The following is a 21,272-nucleotide window of genomic DNA, read 5'->3' on the forward strand; positions in this document are numbered from 1 at the left end:
GCTGACAATTAGCTGATGATTGTGTGTAAGCAGGAAAACTTTTAACGGTTACGGGCGGTAAGACGACAATCGGTTGTTTTCCGTGAAGAGTCTTTGGAAGGGGGGGGCCGGGGGGAGAACCTTTCTGCAAGAAAGGTTTCCCCCCGGTCTTCGCCCTGTGGGGGATGCAAATGGGGAAGGCCGCTTGCCCGGCTTGCGCCCGGCTCACGGCCTTCCTTTCCTCGAGGACTATCGCCTGGTCCGCGAGGCCGCCCCGACGCCGCGGAAACGTCGGTTCGCCTTCCGGTTGACGATGGCGGCCCAGCAGACATCGCTTAAACGATGGGTCCCGATGGGCTTGGGTGGGTCGCTTTTCGGCGACTGGCGCCTAAACGTCCATGATCTCCAGATAGACCAGGGTCTGGTTGAGAAGCTGATAGGCGATCTCGCCGTAGGTGACCGGCCCGGTGAAGGGATCGGTCTTTTTCCCTTCCAGTTCGGAATACAGGTAATTGAGGATGCAGTTGCAGGAGAAGGCCACCCGGGAGGATTCGATGGAGCATTCCTTGTTCAGGCGGCTGTTGAATTCCTTGACGTAATCCGACACGGGCTTGGCGTGCTTGTAGCGGATGCCGGAGAAGACCGGGGCGTAGAACTTCACCTGGCCTTCCACCTCGTCGACATCCTGGAAGCTGATGTTGACCATGGCTCCGTAGTAGTCGGCCACGAGCGGCAGCTTGGTGTCGAGCTTGTTTTTCACGATGTAGGCGGCGAAGTTGCGCTTTTCGCCGTTGACCATCACGTCCTTGGCGGCAAAGTCGTCGGAAGTGAAGGTCAGGATGTCGCCGTCGCCCTGTTCGAACAGGTTGAGAATGCCGATTTCGGCCACCTTGCCCTCGGGCAGCTGGGCCTGGAGCACCATGGCTCCTTCCTCGCGCACATCGCCGGTGCGGCCGTTGATGATCTTGGGGGTCTTCTTGCCCAGGTCGGAGAGGTGAACGCCCGCGACCCAGCCGATCAGCGGCCGGATGCCGAAATCTTTATAGTTTGGGGCGTTGAGGGCAAAAGACAGGTGCGTCTTGCTGGCCGCCGGGATGATGATGAAGCTGAATCCGTGCTTGGGACCCTCGGCGTAGACGCGGGCCAGGCTGGTCTCGTCGTAGGTGACGATCTCGATGGAGGTGACGATGTCGGTGATGTCCGTGGCGCAGATGAGCTCACGGCTGGACATGCCGCCCTTGTCGCTGGAAATGAAGTACGGAATCGTGCCGCCGATCCAATCGCCCTGGGGCAACTGGCGCAGGGCATCCTCGTCGCCGGCCAGAAGGAGCTTGCGTCCCGACTCGATCAACTGCCTGACATCAGCTACTTTGGAAATAGTTTGTCGCATATCGCTTTCCCCTTCTAGCCGAAGATGGTTTTCAGATCGTCCTGAACGCTTGGCATATTCACATTGTTGGCGAAAATAGCATAGAGTTGATCAACACTGGCGCCGATGTTGTCCGGCGAAGGGTCTTCCTTCACCGCTCGCGTCAGGCGGCCAAGCAGGATCTTGGCGGCAAGGAATTTGAGCTGGTAGGTTTTCTTTCCCGTCACAATTTCTTGCCAGGCTTTGTTGCTCTTGCTCGGTACATCCATATTCGCCTCCTTCTTTATGCGGCAGCACGATCTTGCGGCAGCGGGAATAATCGTCGCCTGCAACCCGGCCACGGTGACCCACGACCCTTCATGACCCGGCTGGAATCGGCGTATTGCGTGACGAAACGTCCGTGCAGGCGTCAATTAAGCAAAGATCGCACCACGGGAAAAATATCAAGAAACCCACAGGTTATTGAAAGAGTACGAGAAATTGCGGAAGAATACAAGACAAAACAGGGAGTTTCCCGTGTTCCAAAAGCCTGGTTGGAGCGTAAAATTCATTGAAATAATGAATTATTTCATAATGTTAAAATGATGGGGAGAATTGGGGCAATAAAAAGTCGCGACGGGTCAAAAGGAAACAGGGTTCGCGTCACCTAACCGACCATGAATTTTCAGCAAATTTTCTTTGCAAAAACTGTCGGATGTGCGGACACGGCCAACGGCCTCGCGTGTCCGTGAACCCGCCTACGCCTAGCGTACCGTGCGCTGCAGCAGCACCATGTCGGCCAAAACGAGCAGCACCATGGCCCGAAGCACCGGCACCACGCGCGGAATGGCGCTGCGGTCATGCCGGCCGCCCACCACGATCGACGCCGGATTGCCGGCAATGTCCGTGGTGCGCTGGGACACGGCGATGGAGGGGATGGGCTTGACCGCCGCCCGCACCACCACGGGTTGCGCATTGGAGATGCCGCCGAGGATCCCCCCGGCATGGTTGGATTCGGGCGGGGTGACTATGGGATCGTTATTGGCGGAGCCGGTCAGGCGCGCGGCGGCAAACCCGTTGCCGATCTCCACGCCCTTGACCGCGCCGACGCCCATGAGCGCATAGGCGAGCCTGGCGTCGAGCTTGTCGAAGACCGGTTCGCCAAGCCCGGCCGGAACGCCCGTGGCCGTGACCTCCACGATGCCGCCCAGGCTGTCGCCCGAAGCCATGGCTTCCTTGGCCCGGGCCTCCCAGGCCGGCACGATGGCCGGGTCCGGGGCGCAAAATGGCCTGTCCGCCGCGCCGGCAATGTCCACGATGTCGGCCGGGATGCCGCCGAATTCCACGGTGTAGGCCGCGACCTCGATGCCGCAGCCGGTAAGGAACGCCCCGGCCACTCCCCCGCCGGCCACCCTGGCCGCCGTTTCCCGGGCCGAGGCCCGGCCGCCGCCGCGATAATCGCGCCGGCCGTACTTGGCCAGATAGGTGCCGTCGGCATGGCCCGGGCGCAGCAGGTTCTTGGCTTCCTCGTAGTCCCGGGAACGCTGGTTGGTGTTCTCGATCACGAAGCCGATAGGCGTGCCGGTGGTTGCGCCCTCGAAAACGCCGGACAGCAGTCGCACGGCGTCGGGTTCCTTGCGGGTCGTGCCGGTAAGCCCCCCGGCCCCGGGCCGGCGACGGTCCAGGTCGCGCTGGATAGTAGTGGCATCGAGCGGCACCCCCGGCGGACAACCGTCCACCACGCCGCCAAGGGCCGGGCCATGGGACTCGCCATACGTGGTCAGACGAAAAACAGTGCCAAAGGTATTCCCGCTCATAAGAGTTCCTATTTTATGAGAAGGAAGTGCGAGAGGGGAAACCCTTTAAAAAGGGTTCTCCCCTCTCGCGCTCTCCCCTTCCTAAATTTTCTACTATTGTCTGTGACTCACCGTCACTATTTATAAAAGTCTTTGGAAAGGGGGTCCGGGGGGAAACTTTTCTTCAGAAAAGTTTCCCCCCGGTTCCTAACTCCTCCCCCTCCCGTTACTTCGCGACATCGCGGACGGTTTCGATGACGTAGTCGATCTGGTCGTCGGCGAGTTTCGGGTACAGCGGCAGGGTGATGGTCGAGAGGCCGATGCGGTAGGCTTCGGGGAAGTCTTCGGAGGCGTGGCCGAGGGTGTCGCGCAGGTGGGTGAGGGTGTGGATGGCCCGGTAGTTGACGGCCACGCCGATGCCGCGTCCTTTCAGTTCGTGGAGGATGGCGTCGCGGCGCTCGGGGTCGACCCACAGGGTGTAGAGATGGTGGGCCGAGGTGCCGGGGGCGCGGGGGCGCGTGATGCCCGGCGCGCCGGCGAATCCGGCGTCGTAGCGGTCGACGATGGCCTGCCTGCGCTGCCGCAGGCCGCGCAGGCGGTCGAGCTGGTCCACGAGCAGGGCGGCCCGGATGTCGTCCAGGTTGTACTTCCAGCCTTCGGCCACCATGTCCCAGTGCTCGTATTTGCCGTGGTAGCGGCCCGAGGCGTTCTTGCTCATGCCGTGGTTGGCCAGCTGCCGGGCCAGGGCGGCCATGTCGGCGTCGTGGCAGGCGATGGCCCCGCCCTCGCCGCAGGTGAGGTTTTTCGTGGCGTAGAAGCTGTAGCACGAGGCGGCGGACAGTTCGCCCGGGCGCACGCCGTCGCGGGAGCATTCGATGGCGTGGGCGCAGTCCTCGACGATGAAGAGGTTGTGTTTTTTGGCGATGGCGGCGAGCGCCTTCATGTCGCACATGGCCCCGTAGAGGTGCACGGGCAGGATGCCCTTGGTGCGGGGCGTGATGGCGGCTTCGACCTTGGACGCGTCGAGGAGTCCGGTGTCGGGCTCCACGTCCACGTACACGGGCTTGGCTCCGCAGTGCATGATGACTGTGGAGGTGGCGATGAAGGTCATGGGCGTGGTGATGACCTCGTCGCCCGGGGCAAGGCCCAGGGCGAGCAGGGCCAGGTGCATGGCCCCGGAACACGATGACAGGGCCACCACGTGGGGGATGCCGGTGAAATCGGCGAACTTGGCCTCGAACTTGGCTCCGACCGGGCCGGAGGTCAGGAAAACGGAGCGCAGGACGGCAAGGACATTGTCCATGTCCTTTTCCTCGAGGCTGTGACGGTAGAACTCAACCTGCATGGGGCATTACCTCGGGTTTGCGGGAACGCACGCGCACAAGCAGCCACACGAGCGACCCGACGAGCATGACGCTGATGCCGGAAAAAAGGAGCCAGGCCACGGTCATGGGCGTGTCGTGAAAGACCGTGACCAACCCCAGGAAAAGGCCGACTCCGGCCACTTGGAACCAGACAAAGCCGAATTCCGAGCGGGCCTGGAAGTAGACGAAAAGGATGTTGGCCACGGCGAGGAGGGCCATGGCGCTGCTGATGACGGTGAGAAGGGGGCCGGCGGCGGTGTAGCTGGCGCCGAAAAGGAGCTTCACCACGAATTTCGAGGCGATGAGGCAGAAAAGGGCGAACCCGCCGCCGAGAAGGGCGGTCAGGCCCATGGACGTCCACAGCGACGACAGGTCGTTGCGGCCGGCTTCCTTGGCCGTGGCCGCTTCGGTGAAAAGCACGCTCATGAGCACCGAGGGCAGGTAAAAGGCGATGCGGCCGAGGATGGCCGCCGTGGCGTAGAGGCCCGCGCCCTCGGCGTCGCAGTAGTGGCGCACCAGCACCAGGTCGAGGTTGCCGAGCACCATGACGATGACCGACGAGAGGAGCATGCCGACCGAATAGGTGCCGACTTCCTTGATGAGCCCCTTGGGCAGGGGGGAGGCCTTCAAGGGGAAGACGTCGCGCAAAAAGAGGCAGTTGACCGCGATGGCGACCACGATGCCGGTGAGGCTCGCAAGCAGCGCGCCGTTGATGCCCCCGGCGAGGAACATGACGAAAAGCAGCGCGCCAAGGAGGCGGAAAAGGGCGTTGGACGCGCCGGCGATGCCGTAGCCGGTGAAGCGCTGGAGCCCTTGGAGCATGCCCCAGGGCACGGGCAGGACAAACGATCCGGCCATGACCCCGAGCATAAGGAGAATCGGGGTGGCGGATTCGATGTGCAAAAAGGACTGGAGCAGCGGCAGGCACAGCGCGCCGATGCCGTAGGCTACGATGGCGAGCCCGGTGGCGTAGAGCGCGGCGCGGGAGAGCAGGGCCCGCACCAGCCCCATGTCCGTCAGCACGAACCGGGCTGTGAACCGGGCCATGACCAAGGGGACGATGGCCAGCGGCGCGGCAAAGATGACCATGGTGGAATTGAGCGCGTTGAACCCGCCGAAATCGGCCGGGCTCATGGACCGGCCGACCACGAGCTGGAAGAGGTAATTGAAGAGGTTGCCCGAGTTGAGCAGGATGAGGATGACGAAATTCTGCTTGAGAAAGCGTTTCACGCGGGCACGTCCTTAAAGGGGCGATGGATACGGAGGCTTATGGCGCGGGCGTTCGCGCGGAGTTCGCGTCTGTTTCGCGCCGGATTGGCGCAAGCTCCAGGTACAGCCCGGCCAGGAAACAGTAAAGTCCGGCCTGGACCGCGAATTCCGCCGGTCGGGCCAGCATGGCCAGACGCAGCACGGCGGCGAAGAGGAGCGACAGGGAAAATCCCAGGAAATACGGCCGACCCGGATCGGCTGCCAGCCATGTGCCAAGCGGCGCGGCGCGGCGGGACAACCGGGCGGTCACGGCCGGAGCGAGCACCCGCCATACCGGAACGAGGGCCATGGCCGCAAGGGGCACGATCAGGTGCGCGGCGGCCGCGTCCAGGGCCAGACGTATCATGAGAAGCGCTGCGCAGGTGCCAAGGCTCCAGAGCATTTCCCGGCGGGCGTCGCGGGGATCGGCCGGCGGTGTGGCCAGCCAGCGGGCGGGCTTTGCCGCCAGGGCGTGCAGGCGCGCCGGGCCGATAAGGCGCAGACCGAGCCAGATGGCGGCCAGGAGCGCCACGGCGGCCAGGGCGCGCGTCAGGGTGTTTTCATGGCCGGAGCCCGACCGGGCTTTGGGCGGGGCGGCAAAGCGGGTGACGTCGATGGGGGTCTTGGTCTCGAAGCACAGCCCGGCCACGTCGTACCAGGGATGGTTGAAAAAGCGGGCCGAGGCGTTTTGGGCGGGAAGGTCGGCCGGGCCGATGTCCAGCCAGTCGTCGGCGGCATGCAGGCGCGCGGCCGTTTTCTCGGACACGTTGCCGGGCGAAAGCCGCTTGCCGCCGAGGTCGAGGAGGGGACCGGCCGCGAAAATAGCGCGCCAGTCGGCCTGCGCCTGGCCGGAAAAGGCGGCCTGGGTCAGTTCCAGGCTGCCCGGGGCCTGCCCGTTCCGGCCCGAAACGGCGACATCCACGGTACCGGGCAACACGGCGTTCGGCTTGTCGGCCAATCTGCCGGCCAGAATGCCGGAGCGGGTGTCGGGAATGGCTGGTTGTCCGCCGGCGATGGACACGGCCACGGGATCGCCGGTCAGACTGTAGGCGGCGGTCAGCCAGGAAAGGCGGCCAAAGGGCGTCACCGGGGAAAAGTCCCCCGGGCCCGTTGCTTTGTCCGGCACGGCGGCGGTGGTCACGGGCCAGGGCAGGCGGGCGGCGTAGAGTCCTTGGTGGGGCTTTCCCGTGGGCACGGCGGTGAGCATGGCCCGGGTGAAGGGCAGGGCGAACTCGCGGCCGGTGAAGGTGAAGCGCAGGGTCGCGCCGGCAACGCTTGGCGGCAGGCCGTCAAGCCGGGTCGGCGTGCCCGGCCGCAGGGCGTAGGTCCTGGCCGGCTTGCCGTCGGGCGTTTGGAAGACGTCCAGGAACACGCCGGAAAGTCCGGGGGCGCGGCCGATGTCCAGGCGGAAGAAATAGGCCGTGTCCGCCGCCGGGGTGAAGGCGGCTGTGACCGGAACGGTCAGCCGGTCGGCCCGGCCCTCGACGGAAAGTCCCTGGCCGGTGCGGTAGAGCCGCACGCCGCCTTGGGCGCTTAGCAGGCCGGGCGCGCCCGACACGAAGACCGGGGTTTCGGTCCGGGCGTCGCCAAAGGCGAAGCGCTGTTGCACGGGGGCGAAGGGCGCGGCAAGGCTCCACAGCGGGGTCACGGTCACGCCGCCGTCGGGGCGGTCGATGTCCGGGGCCGCGCCGAGGCTGGTGGCCAGCTCGTCGGCCGCAGCCAGAAAGGCCGGGGTGTCGCGGCGCGGCGAGACCAGGGCCAGGAAGGCGTCCTCCACCGACGCGCCGCCGGGAAGTTTCGGGGCCATGGGGACCAGGCGCACGGCGGCCGTGGCCGTTTCGGAAGCGCCCATGGCGGTTGCGGCCGGGGCGATGTTGACGAAGACGCGCCTGACCCCGGCAAAGGGTTCGCGCACCCGGGTCGGCAGCCGGCCGGGCAGGCCGTCTTTGGCCACGGCGGCCGCGTCGAGGCCGGAGGGCGTAAAGACCAGACGCTCCACCACCTTGTCGCGGCGCACTTCGGCGGCGTCCTGGCGGAAGAACATCAGGCTGATTTCTTTGAGTTTCGCCGCCTTGATGCCGGCGTAATGCTCGCGCAGGTAGCGGCCGACATAGACCCGCAGCACGGTGCGGCCGTCGGGAAGCTCGAAGGTGCGCTTGGCCAGCCCGTACCAGTCGAGGACCGTGCGCGCCCGGGGATGGGCCGGGTCCAGCGCGGCCACCAGATTGACCTGGACCGGGACCGGGCGGCGCAGGATCAGGTCCACCGCGCCGATGCCGAGCAGGTCGCGGTCGAAGCGGCGCTGCAAAAAGGTGGATGGCCCGTCCTCGGCCACGCGCCAGGCGTCGTCGAAGGGGAGATCGAGGACCCGGCGGATGAGATAGAGCGGCGTCTTGTCCGCCCACTCGGCTCGGGCCACGGGCACGGAGGCGTCCGGCGCGGCGGCGGCTTCAAGGTAGGCCTGGCCCAGGCGCGAGACGCATTCCAGGGGATCGCTGACGAACGACCGGCCCTGCGGCGTGCGCACGGTCAGCGCGGCCAGGCTGGGGTTGTCCGGATCGGCGTCGCGCAGGGTCAGCCCCACTTCGTTGAATCGGCCGAAGGCCAGTTCTTTTTTGCCGTCCGGCGCGGTCAATGTCAGGTCGCGGATGCTTTCGGCCCCGCCCGGCGTGGCGGCCACGGCCAGGGGCGCGGTTTCGAGCACGCGGGAATACTTGATTTTCTTGACGCCGATTTTGACCCGCACCGTGCCTTCGGTCGGTCCTGTGCCGCCGAAGATGTCGCCGGGCAGGCGCACCGGGGCGCGCTGGGGCCGGGGATCGAGGTCCAGGGCCGCCGCCGGGCCGGGAGAGGCGGCCAGGGCGGCCAGAATGACCCAGGTGAGGCAAGCGACCGCAAGGAGCCGGAGGGTGGCAGGCTTACGGCGCGGGGACATTGTCGCCTCCCGTGGCCGGTGTCGGGGCCGGGGCCGGAATCTCGGTGGCGTCCCGGTGGCGTCTTGCGCGCCGGGGCTTTTTGGCCGGGGCCTCGGTCGGCGTGGTCGCGGCTTCCGGCGAAACGGCGCTTGTGGCATCGGGCGCGACGCCGCCGTTTTCGGTTGGCGTTGCCGGAGCCGGAGTCCCGGTCGCGTCCCGGTGCCGTCTTACGCGGCGAGGCTCCTTGACCGGTTGCGGCGTATCCGTGGCCGGTGTTTCCGGCGTGACCGTCGCGGCGGCGTCGGGTTGGGACGCGCTCGGGGTTTCCGCCGGCTTGGCCTTTTTGCGGGTATGCTGGGTCGGGAAGCGGTCGAGCACCTCCACTTCCACCTCGCCCGGGCTGGCCGGCATAACGGTCGCCGGAGCCGTGGGCGCGGCAGGCGTGCCCGGTGCCGCAGGTGTGCCCGGTGCCGCAGGCGCTGGGGGCGTGGCGGGCGGCGTTTGCCCGGTCGGGGCGGTCCCCGGGGCGATGGTCCCGGACGTGGCTGTCGGCGCTTGCGGCGGCGTGCCGGTGGTCGCGGTCGGCGTGGGCGCTCCGCCCGGTCCGGCCGGAGCCTCTCCTGCCGTTTGCGGCGTGGCTGTCGGAGGCGTCGGTGCCGCCTGGGCCGGGGCGGGCTTGGGCTGGTGCCGGCGCAGGATCAGGAAGCCGCCCTGGTCGTAGACGGTTTCCAGCTCCGCCTTGGCCCGGTCGACCAGCGCGGAAAATTCCCTGGCCACGTCCTTGTCCCGGCAGGCGCCGTTCTGGAATTCGCAGCCCTTGTCCAGCACGAACCACGGCCGGGTCAGGTCGAGCAGCACGTACTGCGCCTGCCAGGAACGCACGGGCAGGTCGGTTTTGCCGGTGCGCACGAATTTCCAGAAATCGCCCCAGCTGGCCTTGGACAGGTCGCGCACGGGATGGGGCGTGAAAACGCCCAGAGGAAAGCTGTTGTAATCCAGGCGTTCGGCCAGCGCGCCCCAGTTGAGCGTGTTTTGGGCCACCACCGGCAGATCCGGGTCGCGGGGCACGGCTTTGAGGATTTCGGCCAGGATGGCGGCGTCGCGGGCCGTGGGTTCGTAGGCCTCCATGGAGAAGGCGAAATTGTCCGTGGCCCAAAAAAGGCGCGACACGGGCGACGGGGCCAGAAGCACGTGCCCCACGGCCAGGGCCGCGAACAGCGCCAATCCGGACTGGTGCGCGCCGATGCCCGATTGCCGGGCCAGGATGCGCACCGGCCCGAGTACTTCGCAAAAGGCGAAGAAAAGCACCCCCGCCGCGCCGGCGGTGTAGTGGTTGGCCCATCCATAATAGTTGGGCTGGGTGGAGAGCAGGGCCAGGGCCAGGGCGGGCACGGCCGGCAACAGGAGTTTGGGCCGGAAAAGCGGGAAAAAGAGCAGCGCCCCAAAAAGAAAGCCCAGGTATTTCCACTTGCCGGCCACGCCGAACATCTCGCCGAGCACCGTCAGGGGATGCATCAGGCACGTGGCGAGGGCCGTGCCCGGGCCGCCGCCGAGCCAGGCGTAGCCGCCGCTTGCGGCGCCGAGGCCCCCGTCGGCCGTGCAGTAGGGCACGATCCAGGCCGTGGCGACGTAGAAATAGAGCGCGCCGAGGAGCATGAGCCACCAGCCCGGCTTGCGCTCCCCGGCCACGAAGGCGAGGTACACGCCGCAAAAGATCGTGGTCAGGGCATACGGTTCCTTCACCAGACAGGGGAGCAGGCCGAGCACGAAGGCCAGACGTGGCCGGCCCGAAGTGGCGGCGACCAGAAAGGCGAACAGGATCGGGATGAGCAGGTGGTCCAGGTGAAAATCAAACAGGGCGTTGGTCCAGACCGGGAAATACAGGGCATAGGCCAGGGCGGCCAGCATGCCGTAGCGTCGGGCGGCCAAAAGCGCCGGCAGGGCCAGGACCAGCCCCTGGACGGTCAAAAGCACCAGCGGCGCGGCCTGGTCGGGCACGAGCCGGTAAACCTGGGCATAGAGCGGCAAAAGCGGTTGGGCATGGCCCAGAAAGGCCCGCCACCATTCGCCGTAGCGGTGCAGGGAATAGAGGTTGGACAAAAAGACGCCCAGGTCGAACACCGTGGAGTGCAGGGCCAGGTATTTGAAGCAGGCCATGAGGGCCAGCACGGCGAACAGCCCGAGAAAAACCGCTCCGCCAAAGCCGCGGCTGACCGGGACCGGCAAAGTGGCGGGTGCATGCAGGTTAGACATGGGACAGCCCTTGGCGTTTGGAGAGAAACGGTCCGGCCAGGATGATGACAAGACACACGAACATCGCGGTCGCGCTTATCATAAGCCCGATGATGTACGAGGTTTGCGGCGCGAACGAAAGGAGCATTTCGCAGTCGATCCGACCGTCCTGGCCCACGGCGTAGTAGCCCGGCGTGGTCGCCGTGGCCCGGGGCAGAAGCGACAGCAGGGCGGGATCGATCCACCAGGCGTTGGCGTAGCCGTAGGCCTCGACATGGAGCGCGTCCGGCCAGGCCACGGGCTTGCCGACGTTGGTCACGGCCCAGCCGGCCGGGGCCAGGGGATGCGACAATGTCGCGGCGTTTTTCGGCGTGAAGCGGCCCGGGAAAAAGCCCTCGAACGGACCGCCGTCCGGGAGGTTGTCGTTTTGCACGGCCCCGGCCCGAAGCTTCGAGACATAGTCCACCACAAAGCGCGTGTCGTTTTTGCCGACCACCGCGCCGCCCGGGCCGTAGAGGAAGGCGTGGCGCGACTTTTCCCGGCCGTCGCCGAGCGTCGAGACGATGCCGTCTTTGGCGTAGCCGGCAAGGGTCGCGGCGTCGGCGACGTCCGGCCCCTGCACGGGCAGGGGGGCATACGTCGCCAGGGACGGCGGGGTTCTCCGCGTCCCGGTCAGGTCGCCGGCGGTATGCGGCACGAGCAGCGCCTTCCAGCCGGTGTGGAAGGTTTCCTGGAAAACCAGCGGAAAGCCGGCTGCGACGCCGTGCAGGCGCACCCGGAGTCGGGTCGGCCCCAGGCGGCGAAATTCCACGGTCGGCGTTTTGAGGCGCTCCACCGGCCTGGACACGGCCAGTTTGGCGTCGTTGGCGCGTTCGTAGATGATCCGGCTGTCCTTGGCCCCCCGGCCCATGATGGCGCCGAGAAATTCCAGAAACACCGGGTCGTGGCCGGCGCGCAGATAGACCGTGCCGGGATCGTAGCCGGGCAGGCCCACTTCCTCGGAAAGCGCCGCCACCACCGGGTTTGCGACCTTGGCCGTGCCCACGTTTTCCACCGCCGCCACCCGGTCGCCCGGCCGCACCAGGGGCAAAAACTCCGTGTTTTCGTAGAGGTCCACGTCCTTAAAAAGCGGCAGCGCGGTCAGCCCCTGCTGCATGGCCAGATTGGCGTCGAGCACGGGCTTGTAGTCCTTGTAGCCGTCGACCACGGACGGGGCGCGGTAGGCCGGCTGGAAATCGTCGTAGGTGTAGGCGTGGGCGTAGTGGGGGTAGACCAGGAACCGGCCCGAGCCCAGCGCCAAAAGCCGCGCCAGCCGGGTGTTCGGGTGCTCGGCGTAAAGCCCCGGGAAAATAGCTTCGGCCAGGGGCTGGGTCTTGAAAGCCATGAAAAAGGGCTTGGGCGAATAGGCCGAGGTCCACTCGAAGGTGAAGTCCGTGTCCCCGGGCCAGGTGATGCCGATGGGCGGCAGGTAGGTGACGCGGAAATCGTCGCGGCGGTCGCGCAAATAGCTGTAGACGGCCGCGTCCTCCTTGCCGATAGGCGTTTGCTTGAGCGTCAGCGGCTGGATGTCCTTGGCGGCGTCAAAGGGCCGGGTGAGCCCGCCGGCCAGAAACGGCGAGACGAGAACGAGCACCGTCGCCGCGCCGACAAGGGCCGTCACGCGGGGCTTCCACGCCCCGGCCAGATCGGCGGCGGCCCTGGCGAAAAGCAGGGCATAGGGCAGCACCACCAGGGGCAGCCAGCGGGTGGTGTTGGAAAAGGCGGCGAACAGGATCGGCAGCGTCTTTTTGAGGAGCAGTTGATAGAAAAGCAGGCCCGGCAGGGTGCGCGACCCGGAAACCAGCAGCACGCCGACGATGGCTGTCACGTAAAGCGCGGTCAGCTCCGGCGTCTTGCGGCGGCGAAAGGCGTAGACGAACACCCCGAGCGTGACTACAAGCGCTGCGGCGTACCAGGGCACGGTCATGCCGGTCGGAATTGGGTAGACGTATTCGGTGTCCATGCCCTGGCGCAGGCGCAAAAGCGCCGAGGCGTCGATGGGCTGGCTTGTGGACTGGTGGTAGGCCTCGCGCCTGGGCAGCTCCGTGTCCACGGTCACGTCGCCCTCGGCCGAAACCGAAAGTCCCCAGCCGTGGCGGATGGCCCCCTTGCCGAAGTAATCACCCACAAAAGGGGCCATGAAGTGGATGTTCATGGCCACGGCCACAAAGCCGATGCCCACGAAACAGGCGACCAGCGTCTTCTTGCGGGAGCTGGAAAAAAGCCGCCAGCCAAAGGCGATGGTGAGCATGGCCGCGGCGCTCATGCCCACGCCCGGATGGAGCGACGTAAGCCCCACCAGAAAGCCGGTCAGCACCGTGAAATAAAATATCCCGCGCCGTTTCGCCTCCACGCGCTCCATGAGCGTCTGGGCGGCCAGGATCACCAGCGGCAACAGCGCATAGCCGGCCAGCATCGGCATGTGGCCGGCCACGATGCGGGAGAGCGCATAAGGGGAAAAGGCGTAGAACACGGTGGCGAAAAGCGCGAACAGGGGCGAGAGGCCCTGCCGTCTGGCCAACGGCCACATGGCCGCGCCGGCGCAAAACGTCAGCACCAGCGGCAGCCACTTGGACACGGCCTCGCCGCCGGCCAGGGAAAACGGCCACAGGATGAGCCAGTACAGCAGCTCCAGCTTGAAATAGTGGTAGCGGCCCGTCTCGAAATAGGCGTCCCAGGTGGAAAAATGGTGCCTGGCCATGGCCCGGAACTGCTCGGCAAAGGCCGGAATACCCCAGTCCCAGGTGTGGCCGACCATGCCCGGCCGCGCCAGCACGCCGGCAAAGGCGATCAGGACCAGCGCCGCCAGCGCGGCCATGGCTATAAGGACTGTCGCTTTTTTCTGCCGCATGATGTTGAGGATGCCTCCGGCGGCCAGGGGGGAAACTTTTTGAAAAAAGTTTCCCCCCTGGACCCCTCTTTAAAAACTTTCAACGGGCTCCGCGCAGTGTGCGTGGTCCCTCTCGTTTTCCCTTTCTCGGGCGGCGCTGTCCCCGGCGGGACGCCGGGGACAGCGCCGCCCGCCGGAAGGGGGGACCGGGGGGCCCATGGCCCCTCGGCGGGGTGCAGGGGCAGCGCCCCTGCCGGGTCCGGGCAGCGCCCGGCGGTGGGGTCCAGGGGAGGCGGAGGCTCCCCTGGCCGCCGGAGGCTCCGTCGCCTACCCCCAGGCCGCTTCGAAGGAAGCGTCGAAAATCGCCGACCAGCGGTAGCGCTGCATGTACGTGACGGCCGCCTGTCGCATGGCCCGCCATTGGGCCGGGTCTTCGACCATGGCCGCCACGGCCGCTTCCACGGCCTCGGACGTATAATCGGCCACGATGCCCGCCTGTTCGGTCGTCACGTCCTTGGCGATCTCGGGCACGTCGGTGATGATGACCGGCACGCCGCAGGCAAGATAGTCCTTCACGCGGCTCGGGTCGGCCCAGCGCGACAGGTTGTTGTCCGTGGGGCGGTAGAGCGCCAGGCTGATGTCGCAGGCCGGCAGCGTCTCGAGGACCTTGTCGTGGTTCATGACGCCGTGGAGGATGACGGAGTCGCCGAGTTCGCGCAGGCGCGGCTCGTAGGGCGCGTAGACCACGCCGTCCTCGACGGCGTCGTTGGGCGTCTTGCCGATGACGTGCAGGCGCAGGTCGGGAAAGCGGGCGATAAGGCGCGGCCAGGCCTCGATGACCAGATCCACGCCCTTGGACGGGGCCAGCGCGCCCAAGAGCACCAGGTCGCGCGGCGCGCGGTCGGACTTGTCCGGCAGGTCGATTTTTTCCAGGTCCACGCCCACGGGCACGAGCACGTTTCGCGCGTCCGGCAGCCCCTGTTCCCGGCGCACGTCCACGATGCGCGGCGAGATGTTCCAGGCCGCGTCGCAGTTTTTCACGCAAAACCGGTCCAGGGCGTGGTAGACGGCGTTTAAAACCGGGTTGGCGAAGCGGCCGGGCATCCAGTCGATGGTGTAGAAGACCACCTGGTCGATGAGCCGGCATTTCTTGAGGATGATGGCCACCACTGCGTTCAGGGGATCGCAGGCCACGCAGTCGTTGTAGCGGCCGCCCAGGGAGAAGAAAAAGACCAGCGAGAAGATCGCGTCCTTGAAATAGGTGAGCAGGTTGGGCAGGGCCAGTCCGCAACGCTTCTTTTCGGTCGTAAGCTTCCCGGAAACGTATTTGCGGGCGATGGAACGGCGGTCCGAGCAGTAGTGGAACGGATGGTAGATGACGCCGAGGACGTCGGAACGTTCGCGGAGGTAGTTCTCCAGGGCCTCGGACGGGCCGGCCAGGTCCGTGATGTGGCTGATGAGCAGGGCTTTGCGAAAGTGCATGGGATTCCCGTTGCGGACGTATTTGAGGATAGGCCGGCGCACGGGGCCGGTCGGGGCTTGAGGTAGCCGTATCGCCCGGGGAAATCAAGGCGGTGGGGCGCGTCGGACCGCATTGGGCACGCCCACGCGGCAGGACTGTCCCGGCGTTGCCAAGGCGCGCCGCCTGGGCTACCTTGGTGATGAGAAGAATTTTCAAGGACAGGCGCATGCAATATCCTCGTGCCCGGCACGACCTGGAATTCGTTCCCATCACTCACGAAGGCCGCTCCATGATCCTCGTGCGCGACCGGCTGGGGCTCGTGCCCTACGGCACGGGCGTGCCGGCCGGACTCCTGCCGATCCTGGCGCTCATGGACGGGCAGCGGTCGCTTGCCGACCTCGAACGGGAGATCACGGCGCTCCAGGGCGGCCGGCCGGTGACGGTCGCGGACATCGAGCGGGTGCTGGCCGAACTGGACGCCGGCGGACTCCTCGATACCCCGCGCTACCAGGCCAAAAAGGCCGAGGCCGCCGCCGCATTCGCGGCCCGGGATATCCGCGAGCCCCTTTTCGCCGGCCCGGCCTATCCCGACAATCCGGAACTGCTCGTGCCCTATCTCGACGCCATCCTGGCCGATGCGCCGGAAGCTTCCCTGGGGGGCGGGCGCATCCTGGCCGCCATTGCTCCGCACATCGACCTCGAGGCGGGCAGGGCCGGCTACGCCGCCGCCTACGCCCCCCTGCGCGGGCTTTCCCCCAAGCGGGTGGTGGTGCTCGGCGTGGGACATCAGATCTTGCGCGGCCTCTACTGCCTGACCGACAAGGCCTACGGCACGCCGCTCGGGAACATCCCGGCCGACGCGGCGGCGGTCGCCGGGCTGCGCCTGGCTGGCGGAGCCTGCGTCGACCCGGGCGATTTGCAGCACCGCGACGAGCATTCGGTGGAATTTCAGGCGGTTTTCCTGCGCCACGTGCTGGCCGGCGATTTCAGCCTGGTGCCGGTGCTGTGCGGTTCGCCGCGAAGCGTGCTGCCGGCGCAGTCCCGAAGCGCCTTCCTCGACTATGCCGGGCCGTTTCTCGATGCCTTGCGCGGGGTGGCCGCCGATCCGGACACGCTTTTCGTCGCGGGTGTGGATTTTTCCCACATCGGTCCCAAGTTCGGCCACGACAAGCCGGCCTCGGAGTTGGAGCAGGCGGCCATGGCCCACGACGCGGCGCTTCTGGCCGCTTTGGCGGCCGGCGATCCCGAGGCCTTCTGGGCGGAATCGGCCCGGGTCGACGACGGCTACAACGTGTGCGGGCTCGCCTCCCTGGCCACCCTGGCCGAGATCGTGCCCGCCTGCGCCCTGACCGTCACCTGTCACGACATCATGCGCGAATCCGAAACCGCCTCGGCCGTGACGTTTGCCGCGGCCGCCCTGACCGCCCGGTGATGGCCGCCCCGATCATCCTCGATGTGCTGCACGTGGAGGCCTCCTCCCGCAGCCGGGCCGAAACCGGCTACACCATCCGGGCCGGCCACAAGAAGCACTGGCTCGAGCAGGATCTGCCCTTGTCCCTGTTCGAGAAGCTGCTGGGCGCCATCACGGCCGTGGCCGAGGTGCGTTTCCAGGGCTGGGGCGATCCCCTGGCCAACCCGGACATCCTGGCCATGCTGGCCCTGGCCAAAAAGAAGGGCGCGCGCACTGTCCTTTGCACCGACGCCGGCCGCTTCACCGACGCCCACGCCAACGCGCTGGTGCGCGACGGCATCGACGCCGTGGTCTTTCCTCTGGCCGGGCTGACCGAGGACACCAATTTCCGCCGGCGCGGCACCAGCCTTTTTTCGGTGCTCGCGGCCATGGACCGCCTGCGCACCGTCCAGGCCGTGCACGAGATCCACCTGCCGGAAGTGATCGTGCGCTACAGCCTGACCCGCTCGGGGCTGCTCGGCCATGAACTCGAGGAACTGCCGCGTTTTCTGGAAGGCATAAGCGTGCGTTCGGCCCTGGTGCGGCCGCTGTCCTACGCCACCAGCCAGCATACCGAGTTCGACGTCATCGTGCCCGAGGACCAGGCCGCCTACGACCGCGTGGCCGAGACCATGCGCCTGGCCGCCGCCGACGCCGCCGCGCGCGGCATCCGCCTGGACTGCCGGCTCGTCCACGGCGGGATTTCGCGCTTTCACTGCCCGGATACGCCCGGCAGCGGCCTCTTTCTTGCCGCCGACGGGGCGGTGAGCCCCTGCCCGCTGCGAAACGTGCCGCTTGCAGGCGAGTCCACCTACCGTTTCCACGGCCAGGACGTCCCCTTTCCCCACGACGTGCGCGGCAACCTGCACACCGAGACCCTCGCCGCCATCTGGAACGAGCCCGACTACCGGGAATTCCGCTACAAGCACGACACCGACACGCCGCCCGAAGGCTGCGCTGGCTGCTGGCGCTCCTACCTCGTGCCGGTCAAATAGGTCTCCGCCTCGTCCGCCGGTTGACGCCGAAACGGCCAAGGTCCATAACATGGCACAGTCGCCCCCCGGACGACGTACCATCCACAGGAGGAAAAACGCTTATGAGCGATCGTACCGGACTGATCACCTTTCTCGGCAATGGCCTGACCCTTTCCGGCAATCCCGTCGGCGTCGGCGACGCGGCTCCGGATTTCACCGTTTTGACCAACGAACTGGCCCCGGCCAAGCTGGCTGACTTCACGGAAAAAGGGCTCATCCTCATCGCCGTGCCGTCCCTCGATACCGCCGTGTGCGACCTGGAAGCCCGCAAATTCAACAAGGAAATGGAAAGCCTGACCGGCAAGGCCAAGGCGCTCGTCATCAGCATGGACCTGCCCTTTGCCCAGAAACGCTGGGCCGAGGCCGCCGGAGTGAAAAATATCGTGACGCTGTCCGACCACCGCGACGCTTCCTTCGGCACGGCCTATGGCCTGCTCATCAAGGAACTGCGCCTGCTTTCCCGCGCCGTGCTGGTCGTCGGCCCGGACCGCAAGGTCGCCTACATGGAGCTTGTGCCCGAGGTGACCAACGAGCCCGACTACGCCGCCGCCCTTGCGGCTCTTGGGAAGGTCCTGTAGAGGACGGGCCGTCCGCTTTGAAAGCGGACAGGGACGCCTTATGAAGCAGTATACGCACGATATGAGCCGACGCCCCCGGGCGTCGGCCCTTTTTGCGGCCTTTTTCGTCCTGGCTGCCTTGCTTTCCGGCTGCGCCGGGCAACAAGCCACGGTGCGGCCCACGGTTGTCGTGGAGAAGGAAGCCCTGGGACGCGGCGTCACAGTCGCGGTCAAGGTCGTGGATGCGAGGCCGAGCGACGAAGTGGGGCTTTGCGACCCCACGTCCTCCTTCGCCGGCAAGCTGACCACGGCCTGCAATCCGGCCCCGGCCATGCGCGCCGCCGTGGAAAAGGGCCTGCGCGACAAGGGCTTCACCCCCGCCCCGGCCGGCGAGTCCGTGGTGCGAAACATCACCGTGGAACTCAAGGATCTGGCGTATAAGCCAAGCAGGGACGGAGCCCATCTCGCCGCCAAGGCCGTGGCCGTCCTCGTCGTCACCGCCGACAACAACGGCCTGACCATGACCCGCCGCTACGAGGGCGAAACCGTCTGGAAGCTGCCGGCCGATGGCGTGGAGCCCGAGTTCGACAAGCTTTTAAGCATGACCGTGTCCAAGGCGCTTTCCCGCATGGCCTCGGATTACGAGCTGATCCACTTTCTGGAAAAAACCGTCCTGCGCACGCGGGAGCTCAAGTAATCGGGCCGGGGACGCTTTCGCGTGCCCCGGCTCCCTTTTGAAAACGGCCGCCCCCGGCCCCGTCCGGCGGACGCTCCGCCGTAAAAGGATGACCGCCCCATGGCCCTTTCCGTCGGCATCGTGGGTCTGCCGAACGTCGGCAAATCCACCCTTTTCAACGCCCTCACCAAGGCCCAGAACGCCCAGGCCGCCAACTACCCCTTCTGCACCATCGAGCCCAACGTCGCCATCGTGCCCGTGCCGGACGCGCGCCTCGACGCCCTGGCCGCCCTGGTCAACCCGGCCCAGATCGTGCCCGCCACCGTCCGCTTCACCGACATCGCCGGACTTGTGGCCGGGGCCAGCAAGGGGGAAGGGCTCGGCAACAAATTTCTCGCCCATATCCGCGAAACCGAAGTCATCGTGCACGTCGCCCGCGCCTTCGAGGACGACGACGTGATCCACGTGGCCGGTTCCGTGGACCCGGCCCGCGATATCGACGTCATCGATACCGAACTTATCCTGGCCGATATCCAGGTTCTCGAAAACAGGCTCGACCGCCTCGTCAAGCAGACCAAGGGCAGCAAGGACAAGGAACTGCTCGACAAGGTCGCCGCCGGCAAACGCCTCGCCGACCACCTCATGGACGGCAAGCCCGCTTCCAGCGTCGAAGGGGCCGATACCCCGGCCATGCAGGCCCTCTTTGACGACATCCGGCCCATTACCGCCAAACGCGTCATCTACTGCGCCAACGTCGGCGAGGACGACCCCAACGGCGAGTCGCCGCTGGTCGCCAAGGTGCGCGAAATCGCCGCCGCCCGCGGCGCGGAAGTCGTCGTGGTCTGCGCCCGCATGGAAGAGGAACTGGCCGGGCTCGCCGACGACGAACGCCAGGAATTCCTCGCCTCCTACGGCCTGACCGAATCCGGCCTCGATAGGGTCGCGCGTCTGGCCTACCATACCCTCGGGCTCATCAGCTTTTTCACCGCCGGCCCCAAGGAAGTCCGCGCCTGGACCCTGACCGCCGGCGCCAAGGCCCCCGCCGCCGCCGGCCAGATCCACTCCGATATCGAACGCGGTTTCATCCGCGCCGAAGTCATCGGCTACGACGACTACATCAAGCACCAGTCCGAAGCGAAATGCCGCGCCGCCGGCGTCCTGCGCCAGGAAGGCAAGGACTACGTCATGGCCGACGGCGACGTCGTGCACTTTCTGTTCAACGTTTAGGCGAAACGGCAGAAGAGGAAGATGCCTCCGGCGGCCGAGGGGCCACGGGCCCCCCGGACCCCCCATCCGGTATGCGTTGGCCGGGCGGGAGTGGGGCTGGCTTGCCGGCAAGGCCGGGAGTGAAGATGGAGGCGGAATTTGCCGGGACGGTGCATGTCGCTTCGCGACAAGCTCGCCCCGGACAAATTCCGCCTCCACCACGCCGTCGCCCCTTTGGGGCGAGGAAGAAAAGCTGTCTTCAATGCGGCGCTTCGCCGCTGGCGATCTTGTCGCCGCAATCGTGTCCGGCGTCGAGGCGCTTTAGCGCCTCGTGCCGCCGGGCCGATTGCGGCGACAAACCTCCGGTCTCCCGCCCCCCAAGCACCCTCATCCCCAGGCACGACACATACCCGGGAAAAGTTTTTTGGAGGGGTCCAGGGGGACCTTTTTTTCAAAAAAGGTCCCCCTGGCCGCCGGAGGCACTACTGCGCCGGCTTCACGCAGCCGGGGCGCGGGGCGAGGGTCTCGCCGGCGAGGTGGATGTCCACGGTATCGCCGACGGCTCCCATCTTGGAGTATTTGCCGGTGCCGACGTGGTAGTCCAGGCGGTTGAGGCTGACCTGGGCTTCGTAGCCGGCGACGTCGACGCAGGGCATCATGGGGTTGGGTTTGGTGCCGAGGTAGTGGAGCGGGATGACGACTTGTTTGGTGACGTCCTTGATGGTGAGCTTGCCGGTAACCTTATAGATGCCTTTGCCGGCCGGGCTGATGCGTTCGCTTACAAAACGCATTTCCGGGTAGGCGGCGCTGTCCAGGAATTCCGGGGTGCTTAAGTGTTTGTCCCGGGCGGCGACGCCGGTATCGACGCTGGCGGTTTTGACGGTGAAGGCGACGTGGCCTTTGGCCGGGTTCTGGGCCGGGATATCGATGGTGCCGGCTTTCTGGTCGAAGCGGCCGGCGACGGGGGCCACGATATGGCGGATGGTGAAGGCGACGGAGGTATGGGGCGGGTCCAGGGTCTTGCCGTCGATGACGGGGGCGTAGGGTTTGGGCGATTCGCTTTGGGCCATGGCGGGGCCGGCGGCGAGGAGCAGGGCGGCCAGGGCCACGAGCAGTCCGGGAATGGTTTTCATGGC

The 21,272-nt window shown here is 66.5% G+C and carries 15 protein-coding genes; 5 read left to right on the plus strand and 10 right to left on the minus strand.

The window, feature by feature from the left end:
• Nucleotides 1-367: 367 nt before the first annotated feature.
• From K9F62_08820 to K9F62_08860, 9 genes are all read right to left on the minus strand, one after another.
• On the minus strand, nt 368-1,369 hold the full coding sequence (locus K9F62_08820; protein ID UJX42757.1) for a hypothetical protein: 1,002 nt from the start codon (nt 1,367-1,369) through the stop codon (nt 368-370).
• Nucleotides 1,370-1,383: 14 nt separating this feature from the next.
• The gene (locus K9F62_08825; GenBank protein ID UJX42758.1) at nt 1,384-1,617 is read right to left on the minus strand and encodes a hypothetical protein; all 234 of its coding nucleotides are present in this window, start codon (nt 1,615-1,617) and stop codon (nt 1,384-1,386) included.
• 474 nt (nt 1,618-2,091) lie between these two features.
• Entirely contained in the window at nt 2,092-3,144 is a 1,053-nt protein-coding gene (aroC, locus tag K9F62_08830; protein ID UJX42759.1) for a chorismate synthase, read from the minus strand.
• A 205-nt stretch (nt 3,145-3,349) separates the two neighbouring features.
• Nucleotides 3,350-4,468: a DegT/DnrJ/EryC1/StrS family aminotransferase gene (locus K9F62_08835; GenBank protein ID UJX42760.1), complete on the minus strand. Its 1,119-nt coding sequence runs from the start codon at nt 4,466-4,468 to the stop codon at nt 3,350-3,352.
• A complete protein-coding gene (locus K9F62_08840; protein UJX42761.1) occupies nt 4,458-5,717 on the minus strand; it encodes an oligosaccharide flippase family protein in 1,260 nt (419 codons plus the stop codon). The genes K9F62_08835 and K9F62_08840 overlap by 11 nt, the downstream gene beginning before the upstream one ends.
• A gap of 37 nt (nt 5,718-5,754) precedes the next feature.
• On the minus strand, nt 5,755-8,670 hold the full coding sequence (locus K9F62_08845; GenBank protein ID UJX42762.1) for a hypothetical protein: 2,916 nt from the start codon (nt 8,668-8,670) through the stop codon (nt 5,755-5,757).
• Entirely contained in the window at nt 8,654-10,903 is a 2,250-nt protein-coding gene (locus K9F62_08850) for a DUF2079 domain-containing protein (protein UJX42763.1), read from the minus strand. Before K9F62_08850 ends, K9F62_08845 begins: the two co-directional genes overlap by 17 nt.
• Nucleotides 10,896-13,772 carry a hypothetical protein gene (locus K9F62_08855; protein UJX42764.1) on the minus strand — a complete coding sequence of 959 codons (2,877 nt, stop codon included), beginning with the start codon at nt 13,770-13,772 and terminating at the stop codon, nt 10,896-10,898. Before K9F62_08855 ends, K9F62_08850 begins: the two co-directional genes overlap by 8 nt.
• A 306-nt stretch (nt 13,773-14,078) precedes the next feature.
• Nucleotides 14,079-15,233 carry a glycosyltransferase gene (locus K9F62_08860; protein UJX42765.1) on the minus strand — a complete coding sequence of 385 codons (1,155 nt, stop codon included), beginning with the start codon at nt 15,231-15,233 and terminating at the stop codon, nt 14,079-14,081.
• Nucleotides 15,234-15,439: 206 nt separating this feature from the next.
• Here K9F62_08860 and amrB point away from each other — a divergent pair, with 206 nt between their 5' ends.
• From amrB to ychF, 5 genes are all read left to right on the plus strand, one after another.
• Complete coding sequence (gene amrB, locus K9F62_08865) at nt 15,440-16,645, plus strand: AmmeMemoRadiSam system protein B (protein ID UJX42766.1); 1,206 nt, start codon at nt 15,440-15,442, stop codon at nt 16,643-16,645.
• Entirely contained in the window at nt 16,645-17,658 is a 1,014-nt protein-coding gene (locus K9F62_08870; protein ID UJX42767.1) for an SPASM domain-containing protein, read from the plus strand. Before amrB ends, K9F62_08870 begins: the two co-directional genes overlap by 1 nt.
• 101 nt (nt 17,659-17,759) lie before the next feature.
• On the plus strand, nt 17,760-18,275 hold the full coding sequence (tpx, locus tag K9F62_08875) for a thiol peroxidase (protein ID UJX42768.1): 516 nt from the start codon (nt 17,760-17,762) through the stop codon (nt 18,273-18,275).
• Nucleotides 18,276-18,315: 40 nt separating this feature from the next.
• Nucleotides 18,316-18,951, plus strand: coding sequence for a YajG family lipoprotein (locus K9F62_08880; GenBank protein UJX42769.1), 636 nt, complete (start codon nt 18,316-18,318; stop codon nt 18,949-18,951).
• A 99-nt stretch (nt 18,952-19,050) separates the two neighbouring features.
• The gene (ychF, locus tag K9F62_08885; GenBank protein ID UJX42770.1) at nt 19,051-20,157 is read left to right on the plus strand and encodes a redox-regulated ATPase YchF; all 1,107 of its coding nucleotides are present in this window, start codon (nt 19,051-19,053) and stop codon (nt 20,155-20,157) included.
• A gap of 461 nt (nt 20,158-20,618) precedes the next feature.
• On the opposite strand, the gene K9F62_08890 is transcribed toward ychF, so the two are convergent.
• A complete protein-coding gene (locus K9F62_08890) occupies nt 20,619-21,269 on the minus strand; it encodes a YceI family protein (GenBank protein ID UJX42771.1) in 651 nt (216 codons plus the stop codon).
• Between the last annotated feature and the right edge of the window lie 3 nt (nt 21,270-21,272).

Source organism: Desulfovibrio sp. JY, from assembly GCA_021730285.1.
Taxonomy (GTDB): Bacteria; Desulfobacterota; Desulfovibrionia; order Desulfovibrionales; family Desulfovibrionaceae; genus Solidesulfovibrio.